The organism is Sphingobium sp. B8D3A (assembly GCF_025961995.1).
Classification (GTDB): domain Bacteria; phylum Pseudomonadota; class Alphaproteobacteria; order Sphingomonadales; family Sphingomonadaceae; genus Sphingobium.
In genome coordinates this window covers 1,877,306-1,892,115 of record NZ_JAOQOS010000001.1, presented here as the reverse complement: position 1 = coordinate 1,892,115, position 14,810 = coordinate 1,877,306, and the positions used below count along the sequence as shown (strand labels likewise).

12 protein-coding genes are annotated in these 14,810 nt (G+C 64.8%); 4 read left to right on the top strand and 8 right to left on the bottom strand.

What is annotated here, in order from left to right:
• Positions 1-6: 6 nt before the first annotated feature.
• On the bottom strand, positions 7-1,299 hold the full coding sequence (locus tag M2342_RS08680; RefSeq protein WP_264578780.1) for an amidohydrolase: 1,293 nt from the start codon (positions 1,297-1,299) through the stop codon (positions 7-9).
• Between the two features lie 112 nt (positions 1,300-1,411).
• On the opposite strand from M2342_RS08680, the gene M2342_RS08675 reads away from it, so the two are divergent.
• Positions 1,412-2,104 carry an HAD family hydrolase gene (locus M2342_RS08675; protein ID WP_264578779.1) on the top strand — a complete coding sequence of 231 codons (693 nt, stop codon included), beginning with the start codon at positions 1,412-1,414 and terminating at the stop codon, positions 2,102-2,104.
• On the opposite strand, the gene rmuC is transcribed toward M2342_RS08675, so the two are convergent.
• The gene (gene rmuC / locus M2342_RS08670; RefSeq protein ID WP_413715164.1) at positions 2,101-3,489 is read right to left on the bottom strand and encodes a DNA recombination protein RmuC; all 1,389 of its coding nucleotides are present in this window, start codon (positions 3,487-3,489) and stop codon (positions 2,101-2,103) included. The genes M2342_RS08675 and rmuC overlap by 4 nt on opposite strands.
• A 132-nt stretch (positions 3,490-3,621) precedes the next feature.
• A complete protein-coding gene (locus M2342_RS08665; RefSeq protein WP_264578777.1) occupies positions 3,622-4,134 on the bottom strand; it encodes a YbjN domain-containing protein in 513 nt (170 codons plus the stop codon).
• A 107-nt stretch (positions 4,135-4,241) separates the two neighbouring features.
• Between M2342_RS08665 and M2342_RS08660 the strand changes: the two genes are divergently transcribed.
• Entirely contained in the window at positions 4,242-5,321 is a 1,080-nt protein-coding gene (locus M2342_RS08660) for a PA0069 family radical SAM protein (protein WP_264580019.1), read from the top strand.
• Positions 5,322-5,347: 26 nt separating this feature from the next.
• Here M2342_RS08660 and M2342_RS08655 read toward each other — a convergent pair whose 3' ends face one another.
• Together M2342_RS08655 and dnaE are read right to left on the bottom strand one after the other, a co-directional pair.
• Positions 5,348-5,950, bottom strand: a complete 603-nt coding sequence (locus M2342_RS08655) for a PEPxxWA-CTERM sorting domain-containing protein (RefSeq protein ID WP_181559524.1) — start codon at positions 5,948-5,950, stop codon at positions 5,348-5,350.
• 193 nt (positions 5,951-6,143) lie between these two features.
• Positions 6,144-9,680 carry a DNA polymerase III subunit alpha gene (gene dnaE, locus M2342_RS08650; protein WP_264578776.1) on the bottom strand — a complete coding sequence of 1,179 codons (3,537 nt, stop codon included), beginning with the start codon at positions 9,678-9,680 and terminating at the stop codon, positions 6,144-6,146.
• A gap of 186 nt (positions 9,681-9,866) precedes the next feature.
• Between dnaE and M2342_RS08645 the strand changes: the two genes are divergently transcribed.
• On the top strand, positions 9,867-11,030 hold the full coding sequence (locus M2342_RS08645; RefSeq protein ID WP_264578775.1) for a Yip1 family protein: 1,164 nt from the start codon (positions 9,867-9,869) through the stop codon (positions 11,028-11,030).
• Between the two features lie 70 nt (positions 11,031-11,100).
• On the opposite strand, the gene M2342_RS08640 is transcribed toward M2342_RS08645, so the two are convergent.
• From M2342_RS08640 to M2342_RS08630, 3 genes are read right to left on the bottom strand one after another with little or no spacing between them, the layout of a single operon-like run.
• Complete coding sequence (locus M2342_RS08640; RefSeq protein WP_264578774.1) at positions 11,101-11,766, bottom strand: SDR family oxidoreductase; 666 nt, start codon at positions 11,764-11,766, stop codon at positions 11,101-11,103.
• A gap of 53 nt (positions 11,767-11,819) precedes the next feature.
• Entirely contained in the window at positions 11,820-12,491 is a 672-nt protein-coding gene (locus M2342_RS08635) for an ABC transporter ATP-binding protein (protein ID WP_264578773.1), read from the bottom strand.
• Positions 12,484-13,734: a lipoprotein-releasing ABC transporter permease subunit gene (locus tag M2342_RS08630; RefSeq protein WP_264578772.1), complete on the bottom strand. Its 1,251-nt coding sequence runs from the start codon at positions 13,732-13,734 to the stop codon at positions 12,484-12,486. Before M2342_RS08630 ends, M2342_RS08635 begins: the two co-directional genes overlap by 8 nt.
• A 589-nt stretch (positions 13,735-14,323) precedes the next feature.
• On the opposite strand from M2342_RS08630, the gene M2342_RS08625 reads away from it, so the two are divergent.
• Positions 14,324-14,791, top strand: coding sequence for an Hsp20 family protein (locus M2342_RS08625; protein ID WP_181559518.1), 468 nt, complete (start codon positions 14,324-14,326; stop codon positions 14,789-14,791).
• The last annotated feature ends 19 nt before the right edge of the window (positions 14,792-14,810 follow it).

Below are 14,810 nucleotides of genomic sequence, written 5' to 3'. Positions count from 1 at the left end.
GTCAGCCTACGACTTCCCAAAAATATCCAGCGCCGCCACCGTCAGCGCCTTTGCGGCCGTGCCGATCACCGCATGGGGATCGGGTGCCCAGAGCGGGCTGTGGAGCGACGGCAGGCTGATCTCGCCACGCTGCGCGGCGGCCACCTTGTCGGGGTCCACCCCGCCGACCCAGAAGATCATGCTCTCGATGCTGCTATCGGCGCGGTGATATTGACCGAAATCCTCGCCGCCCATCACCGAGGGCACCTTCCGCACCCGATCGGCACCGAAATGGGCGCGCAGCACGCCCGCGACATGATCGCTGAACTGCGGCGTGTTGTAGGTCGCCGGCGTGTAATCCTGCTCCACCGCCATGATCGGCATCCGGTCCTCCGGCACACCGGCCGCCATCGCCTCGCCCCGCGCAATCCGCTCGATGCCGCCCAGCAGGCGCGCGCGGGTCTCATCGGAATAGCTGCGCACGGTGATCAGCAGCTTTGCCTCATCCGGTATGACATTGTGCTTGGCGCCGGCGACGAAGCTGCCGACCGTGACCACGGCCGCCTCCTGCGGATCGCACTCGCGGCTGACCAGCGTCTGCAGGCTGGTGACGATGCGCGCGGCGATCACGATCGGGTCGATGGTCTTGTGTGGATAGGCGCCATGGCCGCCCTGGCCGCGCACGGTGAGGTCCACACTGTCCACATTCGCCAATATCCAACCCGGCGTGTAGCCGATGGTGCCGGATGCAAGCTCGGCGCTGTCATGGAAGGCAAGGACATGGCTTGGCTTGGGGAAGCGCGTGAACAGGCCATCGTCCAGCATGGCCTTGGCACCCAGGCCGATCTCCTCGGCCGGCTGCAGGATCATCACCAGCGTCCCCGACCATCGCGCCCGCAGCCCAATCAGCGCCTGCGCCGCGCCGGTCCAGGCCGTCATGTGCGTATCGTGGCCGCAGGCGTGCATCACCGGGCTCTCGATGCCGTCGCGCGTCGTCGCCCGGACCCTTGAGGCGTAGGGCAGACCGGTCTTTTCCTCGAGCGGAAGCGCATCCATGTCGGCGCGGATCATCACCACCGGGCCGGGGCCGTTCTCCAGCACAGCCACGACGCCCGTCTGCCCGACCTGCTCGGTAACGGCAAAGCCAAGCGCCCGCATTCGCGCCGCCAGCGTCGCCGCAGTGCGCACCTCCTGAAAGCTCAGCTCCGGATTGGCGTGCAGGTCGCGGTAGATCTCCAGCAGTTCAGGCAGCGCCGCATCGATGGTCGCGTCTATATGGGAGGCCGGAATAGCTTCGTTCGACGCTTCATTGAAAGACATGCCCGTTCCTTCTGCCCCGTGACGGCCACGATCATAGGCGCTTTTGCGCGCCTTGGAAGGGCAGTGAGCCGAAGCGCTTCCAACCCGCCTGCTCTCTGCTTATGAGGCGAGCATGAAGCTGGACCGCCCCCCCAAAGCCGTGGTGTTCGATATGGACGGCGTGCTGTTCGACACCGAGACGCTCTATCGCGCGGCGATGTTTGCCGCCGGCGATGAGGGCGGCCATGCGATCACCGAAGCGCTGTTCAATGCCACATTGGGATGCCCATGGCCGACGGCGCGCCAGCAATTGCTCGACCATTTCGGCGGCGATTTTCCGGCCGATGATTTTCGGCATCGCGTGCGGGCGCATTTCGATCTTTTCGTCGCGCAGGACTTGCCGCTCAAGCCCGGCGTGGAAGCGCTGCTCGATGTGCTTGATGCGGCGGGATTACTCCGCGCAATCGCGACGTCCTCCGGCCATGAGCAAGTCCGGCATCATCTGGCACATCATGGTTTGGCGGATCGGTTCATGCATGTCGTCGCGTTCGGCGATTATCAGGCGGGAAAACCGGCGCCCGATCCCTATCTCCTCGCGGCCGAGCGGCTGCGCGTCTCGCCGGCCGATTGCCTTGCCCTTGAGGATTCGCACAATGGCGTGCGCTCGGCAGCCGCGGCAGGCATGATGACGGTGATGGTGCCGGATCTAATGGCAACCACAGCGGAAATGCAGGACCTTTGCGCCCACATCGTCGAGGATCTGCACGCTGTGCGCGAGATCGTGCTGGCGTCGCTTTCGGAAGGCCGCGTGGTCGAACGACGCTAGTCCGCGCGCCCGGTGACTTGCTCGTCGGCCGTGGCATCGGCCTCCTGAGCGGCGCCCTCGCCCGGTGATGGCGCCGGCAAGCGCCCAAGCGCTTCGACCGGCTCGATCGCGTCGATCTCCCGCGATCCGGTTTCGACACTTAGATCCTTGAAGCGTCGCCCGGTCACCAACACGCGATTTTCGAAGCTGGAGACGAATTTATTATAGCTGGAAACCGAGCCATTGAGGCTGCGGCCGAGCGAAGAAAGATGCCCGGCGGCCACCGCCAGCCGCTCATACATCTCCTTGCCGAGCGCCGCGATCTGCTGGGTCTGTTCGGCCATTTTCTCCTGCCGCCAGACGCTTGCCACCGTGCGCGCAATGGCGACCAGATTGGTCGGCGTGGCCAGCAGCACGCGCTTCTCGAAGGCCCATTCCCACAGGCCGTCATCCTGCTCCAGCGCCGCCGCGAGGAAATGCTCGCCGGGGATGAACATCACGACATAGTCCGCCGCATCGCCGAAGCGCGTCCAGTAATCCTTGGCGCCAAGCTGCTGGGCGTGGTTGCGGATCGCGCCGGCATGGGCCTTGAGATGCCCGGCCCGCACCACCTCGTCCACGGCGTCGACCGCTTCCAGATAGGCGTTGAGCGAGCATTTGGCGTCGATGATGAGTTGCCGCCCCCCGGGCAGACGCACGATCACGTCCGGGCGCAAGCGCCCGTCAGCAGTATCCACCGAAACTTCTGAGCGGAAATCGGCGAACTGGCTGAGGCCCGCCATTTCCAGGACGTTACGCAATTGCTGTTCGCCCCAGCGCCCGCGCGCCTTGGGGCTGGAGCGCAGCGCATTCACCAGTCGCGCCGTCTCCACCCGCGCCTCGGCACTGCCCAGCCGAACCTGCTCAACGGCCTCGCGGAGCGCGGCGTAGCTATCCACCCGCTCCTTCTCGACCTTGCCCAGGCCTTCCTCATAGCGCTTGAGCGTGGTCTCGACCGGCTGCAGCAGCGCCTTGAGGCTGGCCTCGCTCTTCTCATGGGCCTGATGGAAGCGCTGGTCGGCGCGCTCGATGAGCAAACGTTGCGCCTCGTTCAGCAACTTGCCGGCGGTCTCACTGAACTGCGCAGACAATTGCTCGCGCGCCTCACCCAGCGCGCGAATCTGGGCCTCGAAGCCCTCCATCCGCGCCTTCTGATCGGCCTGGACTGCCGCGAGCATCCGTTCGGCCTCGTCACGCGCGCGATCGGTGTCCTCCAGTTTCGCACGCAAGGCTTCGGTCTCTTCCGCCCGGCTCGCCGCCACCGCGAGGTCGCGCAGCGCGGCGTTGCGCATATCCTCAAGGGTGGCGAGTCGGTCGGCGAGAGCCTTGCGCTCGGCCTCGACCGGTGCAGCCACGCGGGCGCGCATCAACCAGCCGGCGGCAAGCCCGACCAGCAGAAGAAGCAGACTGAGAACAAGGCTTTCAACGGTCACGGCAACTCGCGGCAAAACAGGAACGAAATGAGAACCTATCGCCCCTGCCCCACAAGCGCAAGCCCGTCACTCGATATGGCCCTGCTCGCGGAAGAAGCTGTTGAGGGCGCCGAGCATCGTCTGCCACCAGTCTACGACATCGGCGAAATTGCGCTGGGTCAGGCCCCCATAGGTCGTCACGTCATAAGTCAGGTCGAGCGAGCCATCCTCGTCCACCGCCATCTGGCTGAACCGGTTCTTGCGGTTCCACAAATTGGCGAGCTCTGGCGTGTTCTTGCCGTCATCCACGAAGCTGGTCGAGAAGTGCAGCGAGGCGCAGTTCTTCCCGTCCTCGCATTCATAAAAATAGATGTTGAAGTTGTAGCCGCTCGCCGCGCTGGTGATCATCGGGTTGCCGGTGGACTCACTCTGGCTCAGGCTGGCCTTGTAGCCGGCGTCCTGGATCGCCTTCACCACCGTCTCGGGCGCATTTGCGCAGACAAGCCCCTTGCCGCACGGTTCCTCATCGGCCGCATGAGCGGGCTCCGCCATCATCACAAACGCACATGCTGCAGCGGAAATCCAAGCGGTCGTCTTCATCGTCGTCCCCATTTGCTCGTTACGGCCACGGCCTTATCGCGATGAAGCGGACATCACCACACCGCAAAGCCTATTGCGGATATGTTCTTCATATGTTCTATTGGCGCATGACTGCGATCAAGGGGCGCGGCGCCCCGGCCAATGAGGTATCGAGCCGCTTCCACCTGCCCGCGCGCGAGGTCGATGGCGACTGGCTGGATGCGCGACTGGCGGACGAGGAGGACCAGCCGCCACCCCTGCGCACCACCGTGACGCTGGAGCAGGCGCGCACGATCATCACCCGCAACAATTCCCCTGACATTGGCTTTGAACAATCGGTGAATGCCTATCGGGGCTGCGAACATGGGTGCATTTATTGCTTTGCGCGGCCGAGCCATGCCCGGTTCGATCTCTCGCCGGGGCTGGACTTCGAGAGCCGGTTGTTCGCCAAGCCGGATGCAGCCAAGCTGCTGCGGCAGGAACTCGCCAGGCGCGCTTATGTGGTGAAGACCATTGCGATGGGGACAAACACCGACCCCTATCAGCCTATCGAGGCGCGGTATCGCATCACGCGGGCGTGCATCGAGGTGCTGGCGGACTGCCGCCATCCGCTGATGATTACCACCAAATCCAATCGGGTGCAGCGGGATCTCGATTTGCTGCGGCCAATGGCAGCGCAGGGGCTGGTCGCGGTGGCGATTTCGCTGACGACACTGGATGCCGGGCTGCACCGCAAGCTGGAGCCGCGCGCGCCCTCGCCTGCCAGTCGGCTCGCGGCGATCCGCGGGCTCTCACAGGCGGGGGTGCCGGCCCATGCCAGCCTGTCACCGATGATCCCGGCGATCAACGATCATGAGATCGAAGCACTTGTCGCGGCGGCCGCAGAGGCGGGCGCGCAATCGGTCTCGTTCATTCCGGTGCGACTGCCCTTCGAGGTCGCGCCGCTGTTCCGGGAGTGGCTCGATGCCCATTATCCAGACCGGGCCGCCAAGGTGATGAGCCTCATTCAGTCGATGCGCAGCGGGCGCGACAATGATCCCAATTTCGGCACGCGCATGCGTGGGTCCGGGGCTTATGCGGAGCTAATCGGCACGCGCTTCCGTGTCGCTCAGGCACGCCATGGCCTTGGCAAGGGCCGCCTTGCGCTGCGGCGCGATCTGTTCGTGCCGCCGTCTGATCAGGGCGATCTGTTCAGCATGCTGCGATGAACAGACCGCCCTTCGGTTATGTCAGATCAGTTGAAGGACACGCGCATCGTCGCCTTGCGACCGCGCAACGTGTAGCCAACCGCGCCGAAGCCGATGACCAGCATGGCCCAGACAGCCGGCTCAGGCACCGGCGGAGCGTTGGTTCCGTTTACGGCAATATTGTCGATGTTCGCCGAGGCGCCACCGACGACGAAGCCGAAGACGACCCGATCGACCAGATTGCTGGCGCCGGCGATGGTGGAGAAATCCCCGGAGAAGGTCGAGAGCAGGCTGAACACCGGCACCTGACCCGCAAAGCCGGTCACGCTGTAGAGCAGGTTGCTGTCCACGGTCGCCAGATCGAAGCTGTCCAGCGTGAAGCTCGCGCCGCCCGCCGTCAGATCGAACAGGCTGAGCGCCGTCCCGCCGCCAAAGCCGACGCTGGGCGCGCTATTACCCGAGCCGGTATCGACCACGGAAGACCCCAGCACATTGGCGAAGGTAAACCCATCCTGCGTGTAGCTGGTGAACGGATCACCCGATCCGGAGAGACCATCGAAGCTGATGATTGCGGCCTGTGATGGTGCCGCCAAGGCGGCTCCGGCCATGAGCGCCGCTGTGACAAGCGGCAGTTTGTACATAGTTTTCATCGGTAACTCCCAAGTCCTAAGAGTCACCCCCGGCGCCACCCGATGAACGGGATGGCACCCCCGCCGCTGCGATGGTTAACATTTCGCAAACGCACAATAGCGCTGCGTTCAATTGTGCTCACGAGGCGAGGAAAGCCGCGTTGGTTCGCGCTCCCGCGCGGTGCAGTGCAGCACGTCGCGCCTCAGGCACGGTCTAGCGGGAGGCGACCAGCGCCAGCTGTGGCCCGTGCTGAGCGAGCACCACCTTGGTCACACCGCGCACCGTTTCGACCCGCTCGCCAAGCTCGGCATCGAGCTGGAAATCCTCGCCGAGGATGACCCGCGCCCGCCCGCCATCGGGTAGCGCCGCGTCCAGCTCCACCGTCGAGCGCGCGCCGCGCCGTTCGCCCAGCATCTGCCGGAGCGAAGGAATAGCGCCGGGCTCCTCGACGGAAATGACCATCCGCATTCGCGCCGTGCCCGCGAGGCGCGCGAAGGACTGGACGTTGCGCACGGTGACGCGCGGGGTCTCCTCACCGGGCTGGCGATCCAGCTCCACGGTCAGCAGGGCGCACTCGTTGCTCTCGTGCAGGGTTGCGAGCAGCTTGCAGCTTTCCTCATCGAAGCAACTGGCCTGGAACTGCCCGCTGGAATCCGAGAAGGTCGCCGAGGCATAGCGGGCTCCGCGCTTGGTCTCGCGCCAGCGTATATCCTCGATCAGCCCGGCCATCATCGCGCCGGTTCGGTCGCCCCCGCCAATGCCATCCGACTGGCCGCACAGCTCCGCATAGCTGCGCACGCCCTTGCCGCGCGCGAGGATACGATAGCGGTCCACGGGGTGCGCCGAGAAATAGAAGCCGAACGCCTCCTTCTCCTGCGCCATGCGCTCGACGGCGGTCCATTTCACATCCGGCAGCGGCACATCCGCATGGGAAACGTCCTCCCCGCCGAACAGACCGCCCTGCCCGCTCTCGCGCTGCTCGGCGGCTTTCGCGGCAACCGCCAGCAGCGCCTCGGCAGCGGCATGGACCACCGCGCGGTCCAGACCCAGGCTGTCGAAGGCGCCGGCCGCCGCGAGACTCTCAAGCTGCCGGCGATTGAGCAGGCGCGGCTCGATCCGCCCGGCCAGATCATCGAGATCGCGAAACGCGCCGCCTCGGACCCGCTCCTCGACCAGCGTTTCCATCGCCTTCTCGCCCACGCCCTTGAGGCCACCAAGCGCATAACGGACGGCATGGCGGCTAGCGTCCTCCGGGTCCGGCTCCACCGAGAAATCGGCTTCGCTCACGTTGATATCCGGCGGCAGGCAGGTCAGCCCCATGCGGCGCATATCATCCACGAAGACGGTCAGCTTGTCCGTCTGGTGGATATCGAAGGCCATGGAGGCGGCGTAGAATTCGGCCGGATAATGGGCCTTGAGCCAGGCCGTCTGATAAGCGAGCAGCGCATAGGCTGCGGCGTGGCTCTTGTTGAAGCCGTAACCGGCGAACTTGTCGATCAAGTCGAACAGCTCATTGGCCTTCTTCTTGTCGATCTGGTTGTGCGCCTTGCAGCCTTCGACGAAGGTCGCGCGCTGCGCGTCCATCTCCGCCTTCACCTTCTTGCCCATGGCGCGGCGCAGCAGGTCGGCGCCGCCGAGCGAGTAACCGGCAAGGATCTGCGCGGCCTGCATCACCTGTTCCTGATAGACGAAGATGCCGTAGGTCTCGTTCAGGATCGGCTCGAGAAGATCGTGCGGATATTCAATCGCCTCCTCGCCATTCTTGCGGCGGCCGAAGAGCGGGATATTGTCCATCGGGCCTGGCCGGTAGAGCGAGACGAGCGCGATGATGTCGCCGAAATTGGTCGGCTTCACCGCGGCGAGCGTCTTGCGCATGCCCTCCGATTCCAGCTGGAACACGCCGACCGTGTCGCCGCGCTTGAGCAGATCATAGACCTTCGCGTCGTCCCAGCTCAGCCCTTCCAGATCGACGCTGACACCGCGCTTGGCGAGCAGCTTGACCGCGCGTTGCAGCACCGAGAGCGTCTTGAGGCCCAGAAAGTCGAACTTCACGAGTCCCGCGCTCTCGACATATTTCATGTCGAACTGGGTCACCGGCATGTCGGACTTGGGATCGCGATAGAGCGGGATCAGCTCCGACAACGGACGGTCGCCGATCACCACGCCGGCGGCGTGGGTAGAACTGTTGCGCGGCAGGCCCTCCAGCATCATCGCCTGATCGACCAGCCGCTTGATCTGCCCGTCCGCCTTATACTCCGCCACGAACTCGGCGGAGCCGTTCATCGTCCGCTCCAGCGTCCACGGGTCGGTCGGGTGATTGGGGACCAGCTTGGCCAGCCGGTCGACCTGATTATAGCCCATCTGCAGCACGCGGCCGGTATCCTTGAGCGCCGCGCGCGCTTTCAACGTACCGAAGGTGATGATCTGCGCGACCTGATCATGGCCATATTTGCCCTGCACATAGCGAATGACTTCGCCACGCCGGGTTTCGCAGAAATCGATGTCGAAGTCCGGCATCGAGACGCGCTCGGGATTGAGGAAGCGCTCGAACAGCAGGCCCAGCGCCAGCGGATCGAGATCGGTGATCGTCAGCGCCCAGGCGACGACCGAGCCAGCGCCCGAACCACGCCCCGGCCCCACCGGAATATCCTGCGCCTTGGCCCATTTGATAAAGTCGGCCACGATCAGGAAGTAGCCGGGGAAGCCCATCTGGATGATGATATCCAGCTCGAAATCGAGCCGGGTGAAGTAATCCGGATAGCTCTCCCGCAGCGCAGCTTCGTCGAGCTCGGCCGCGCCTTCGCCATGCGTGTGCTGATGGATCTTGCGCAGGCGCCCGACCAGACCCGCCGTCGCATCGACGCGCAACTGCGCCTCCTCACCGTCGCGGTCGCCGGCAAGGCTGGGCAGGATTGGCTTGCGCTTGGGCGCCATCACCGCACAGCGCTGCGCGACGACGAGGGTGTTGGCGATGGCCTCCGGCAGATCAGCGAACAATTGCTGCATCGCATCGGCAGGCTTCATCCAGCTTTGCGGCGAGCTTTTCGGGCGGTCGTCGCTCTCCACATAGCTGCTGTTGGCGATGCAGAGCAGCACGTCATGGGCCGGGTGGAAGCCGGCATCGGCATAACAAGCGGGATTGGTGGCCACGAGCGGCAGATTGCGCGCATAAGCGAGGTCGATCAGCGCGTCTTCCGCCGCCGCCATGATCGCATCGTCGGTGCGGGACAGCTCGATATAGAGGCGATCGCCAAAGAGGGCGGAGAGCCGGCCAAGATAGCGACCGGCTTCCTCCGGCAGGCCTTCCGCCAGCAACCGGGCGAGTGCGCCTTCGCCGCTGGCCGTCAGGCAGATGAGCCCATCGGCATGGCGCTCCAGCGCCTCGAAGGAGACATGCGCCTCCTCCATTTCAGGGCGTTCGACATGGGCGCGGCTCGCCAGCGCGCAGAGATTGCCATAGCCGACATCATCCTGCGCCAGCAGGACCAGCCAGTCGATCTGCACCGGCGCATTGTCGGGTCGGCCGGGGCGTCCCACCGCGAGCGTGGTGCCAATAATTGGCTGCACGCCGGCCTTGGCGGCCGCGTCGGAGAAGGCCATGGCCGCATAAAGGCCGTTCCGATCGGTCAGCGCCGCAGCCGGGAAGCCCAGCTCCTTGGCCCGCGCGGCAAGCTGCTTGGGCGCAATCGCGCCTTCCAGCAGGGTGTAGGCCGACAGGTTACGGAGCGGAACATAGGGCTGGTGCGGCATGACCGCTGTTATGGGGCCTTGGCACCCATCTGGAAAGGGCCGCGCGCAAGTTACCCACAGGCTTTGCACCACTGAGACCGCCGGCACTGGGCCATCCCCGCAATCCCCCTGAACGTCCGATCTTGCAAGGACTTGCGCCCCGGACCCAAGATGGTTCAATGAGTCGCAGAAACAGGGGACGGGATTATGGACATCGAACCGACGGGTGGCACGGCGCCATCGCTCATGGAACGCGCGAAGGCGATCATTCTCAAGCCCAAGGCGGAATGGCCGGTGATTGCGGCGGAGACGACGCCGAGCGGTGACATCTTCACCAACTACGCCCTGCCACTGGCGGCGATCAGCCCGATCGCGGCCTTCGTCGGCGGCCAGCTCTTCGGCTTCGGCGCGTTCGGCTTCAGCTATCGCCCGTCGCTGATGGGCGGCCTCTCCATGGCGGTGACGAGCTTCATTCTGGCGCTGGTCAGCCTGTTCCTCATCAGCTTCATCGCCAACAAGCTCGCGCCCAAATTCGGCGGCGTCGGCAGTTCTCGCAACGCCTTCAAGCTCGTCGCCTATTCGATGACGGCCAGTTGGCTAGCCGGCATCTTCAGTATCGTGCCGTCACTCAGCTTCCTTGGAATTCTCGGCCTCTATTCTTTCTATCTCTTCTATGTCGGCGCGGCCCCGCTGATGAAAGTGCCGCCCGAGAAGGCGCTGACCTACACGATCGTGACGGTGCTGTGCGTGCTGGTGATCTATATCGTCATCGGCGCGATCACCGCCACGGTGGGCCGCACCTTCGGCTTCTCGCCCTCGGGCAGCCTGGGCGGCGGCACGGTGACGACGGAGGATGGCGCGACGATCGCCCTGCCCGGCGTCGGCAACATCGATACCGACAAGATCGAGCAGGCAGCGCGCGACATGGAAGCCGCGCAGACCCGTGAAGCCGTCGCTCCGGCGCAATTGCAGGCGCTCCTGCCCGCCAGCATCGGCGCCTATCAGCGCACGGCGATCAGCAGCGTCAAGGCCGACCCCACCAGCCAGGCCGAGGCAAGCTATGAGGCAGCTGGCAAGCGCTTCACCCTCAAGGTCTCCGATATGGCGGTGATGGGCGCGATTGCCGGCATGGCAAGCGCCATGGGCGTTGAATCCAGTCGCGAGGATGGCGACAGCTATGAGCGCACCACGACGGTGGACGACAATATGGTCATCGAACGCTGGGACCGCGGCGCCGGCAACGGATCGTTCGCAACCACGGTCGACAAGCGCTTCATGGTCGAGGCAGAGGGCGACACGGGCAGCATCGACGAATTGAAGGCCGCCGTCGCTGCCATTGACATGGCCAAGCTGAAAGGTCTGGGACGCTAATCGGACGCCTATCCCTTCAAAAATCGCCCGCGCCTGAGCGGTTCAGGCGCGAGGCTGAAAGCGTCGGCGATTACCAGTCCAGCACTTCGCCATCATAGGCCCAGAAGCGGCCGCTATTCTCCATGCTCAGGCCATCGAGCACCTGCCGCAGCCCCGCCGCGCTGGTCTCGACGTCGATGTCCGCGCCGGGGCCACCCATATCGGTGCGCACCCAGCCGGGGTGGAGGGAGGCCACCGCAATCCCCTCGCCTGCCAGATCGGACGCGAGGCACTGTACGACCTTGTTCACCGCGGCCTTGGAGGCGCGATAGGCGAGATGGCCGGACTGTGGCGCGGCCATCGACCCCATGCGGCTGGAGGTCACCGCCACGCGCGGATGAACGGCCTTGCGCAAATTGGGCAGCAGTGCCTGGATCACCCGCAACGGGCCGAGCACGTTCACATCGAGCGTGTGCAGGAAGCCCTCGAAGTCCATGTCCGTGCTGCTCTGACGCTCGGGGCCGATTACCCCAGCATTGGCGAGCAGCAGGTCGACCGGCCGGCCATCGAGCGCCGCCGCGAACTTGCTGACCGATTGCGCGTCCGCCACATCCAGCGCCATGGTAGTGCCGAAAATAGGGTCGGCCCGGTCCGCGCCGCGCATGGCGCGGATCACATCATGCCCGTCCTGCGCATATTGCCGCGCCAGTTCCAGGCCGATGCCCCGATTGGCGCCGGCGATCACGATGGTTGCCATGAGTCGTCTCCTGTCGCATGCCGCCGGCCACCATGGCGCGCCGGCACAAATCGCTAGTCGAGAAACCCGTCATGCAGCCGAACGATCCGGTCCATCCGCGCCGCCAGCCGCTCATTATGCGTTGCGATGAGGGCGGCTGAGCCCTGCTCGCGGACCAGCCGGATGAATTCGTCCAGCACCACATCGGCCGTACGCTCATCCAGATTGCCGGTCGGTTCGTCCGCCAGCACCAGCGCCGGGCGATTGGCAAGGGCCCGCGCCACCGCGACGCGCTGCTGCTCGCCGCCGGAAAGCTGGCTGGGCTTATGCTCAAGCCGGTGGCCGAGACCGAGACTGGTGAGCAGGCTTTCCGCCCGCGCCCGCGCCTCAACCTTGCTCTTGCCCAGGATCAGCTGCGGCAGGATGACATTCTCGACCGCGCTGAAATCGGGCAGCAGATGATGGAACTGGTAGACGAAGCCGAGCTTCTCGCGCCGCAGCGTCGTGCGGCCATCATTGCCCTCGCTTGCAACTTCGACGCCGCAAAGGCGGATCGAGCCGCCAAAGCCGCCCTCCAGCAGGCCGATCGCCTGCAACATGGTCGACTTGCCGGAGCCGGACGGGCCGAGCAGCGCCACGATCTCGCCGGCCTGCACGTTCAGGTCCACGCCGCGCAGCACGTCGATTTTGGCGCCGCCCTGCGTGAAGCTGCGCGACAGGCTGTGAACGGAGAGCACCTCACTCATAGCGCAGCACCTGTACGGGGTCGGTATTGGCAGCCTTGAAGGCCGGATAAAGCGTGGCGAGGAAGCTGAAGCCCACCGCCATGATGCAGATCGCGCCGATCTCGACCGGATCGGGCTTGGACGGCAGCGAGGTCAGGAAGCGGATCGACGGGTCCCAGAGCTGCTGGCCGGTGAGCATTTGCACGCCATCGACGAGGCCCTGCCGGAAGAACAGGATCACCGAGCCGAGCACAAGGCCTGCGCCGGTGCCGAGCGTGCCGATGGTCACGCCCACCGTCACGAAAATCCGCAACAGGCTGGCGCGCGTCGCCCCCATCGTGCGCAGGATCGCGATGTCCCGCGTCTTGGCGCGGACCAGCATGATCAGGGAGGAGAGGATATTGAACACTGCGACCAGAATGATCAGCGACAGGATGACAAACGAGACCACCCGGTCCACCTGCAAGGCCTCGAACAGGCTGGCATTCATCTGCCGCCAGTCGATCACCTGGCCTTGCGTCGCCACCTGCTTGGCCAGCGGCGCCAGGATCTCGCCGACCCGGTCCGGATCTTCCGTCTGCAGCTCGACCATGCCGACCTTGTCGCCCATCAGCAGCAGCGTCTGTGCGTCCTGCATCGGCATGATCACGAACGCCTTGTCATAATCGTAGATGCCGATCTCGAAGATGGCGCCGATCTCATAAGGGAGCTGGCGCGGCACCGTGCCGAAGGGCGTCGAGCGCCCGGCCGGATTGATGACGCTGATCGACTGGCCAACGCCCACGCCCAATGCCTCGGCCAGGCGGGAGCCGATCGCGACCTTGCCACTGCCGGCCCGCACATCCTTGAGCGAGCCTGCCAGCACCTTGCCGGAGAGCGACGCATTGTCGTGAATATCGGCTTCCGTCATGCCGCGAATCAGGGCGGCTTCCACCCGGCCGTTGAACGTCGCCAGCAGCGGCTGCTCGATCAGAGGGGTCGCGCTGGTCACACCCGGGGTAGCTCGCGACTGCCGCGCGATCTCCTCCCAATTGTCCAGCCGCCCGCCAAAGCCCTGTACCACCGCATGGCCGTTCAAACCCACGATCTTGTCGAACAGCTCGGCGCGGAAGCCGTTCATCACGCTCATCACCACGATCAGCGCGCCCACGCCCAGCATCACCGCGACGAGGCTGATGGAGGCGACGAGGAAGATGAATCCCTCGCCCTTGCCAGGCAGCAGGTAGCGCCGGGCGATCATGCGTTCGTAACGATTGAGGATCATGGCAGGGGCAGAAGCCTCGCGGGGGGACAGTCTGCGCACCTCTATGGTGCGGGGGAGGGAGTGGCAAGGCCCTGCGGCCTGACCGGGGGCATGGCGCGCCTGTTGCGGATATGGCACAGGGTGCTTAACAATTTCGTAGCGTCGTAACTTGCCTGATGACAGCCGCCGTGCGCCATCCTAGCGTCAGCGGCGAAACACAGGCAATCATAGCAGGCCGTGGTTCAGGGATGTCGCATCCCGCCTGACTCGCTTGAGGGGGCCGGACAGGTGAGCGGAAGCGACGCCAAAGGGGGAGACGATTAATCGTCCACGGGCGCCCGGATCGGCAACGATCTGGGCGCTTAGTCTTTGTGGCGATCTTCCCCGCACGCCTAGCACCCGATTGTTGCCGGATGATGTCAGCGCGAGCGGCACCGCTTGACTGTGCAAAAATCATGATCAGTCGCCTCACCTGCCCCTCTTGAAAGGGCATGGCGCGCGCATATCTCTGCCCTGTCCGGTCGCCCATGATGGGGATCGGCTGATGCACCGGGCGCCGACTTCGGGCCTGGCATCGCAGTTCAAACACGCTCCAATGGAGGATTTGATTATGCGTGGCTTTGATTTGACTCCCTATCGCCGCTCCACTGTCGGCTTCGATCGCCTGTTCGACCTTATCGAGAACAGCGCGCGCCTGCAGCAGACGGACAATTATCCGCCCTATAACATCGAGCGCCTCGATGAGGATCGCTATCGCGTGACGGTCGCCGTCGCCGGTTTCAAAGCGGAAGAAATCGACATCACGGCGCAGCAGAACCTGCTCCAGATCACTGGCCGCAAGGCTGAGGTCGCGGAGAGCGAGCGCGCCAATTATCTTCACCTCGGCATCGCGAACCGCAGCTTCGAGCGCCGGTTCGAGCTGGCCGACTTCGTGCGCGTCGAGCGCGCCGACCTCGCCGACGGCCTGCTCATCGTAGAGCTGGTCCGTGAGGTGCCGGATGCGATGAAGCCGCGCAAGATCGCCATTAACGGCAAGGGCGAGGTTATTGACCTCTCAAGCGACAAGAACGCCGCCTGATCCGTTTCAACCCTCTCTC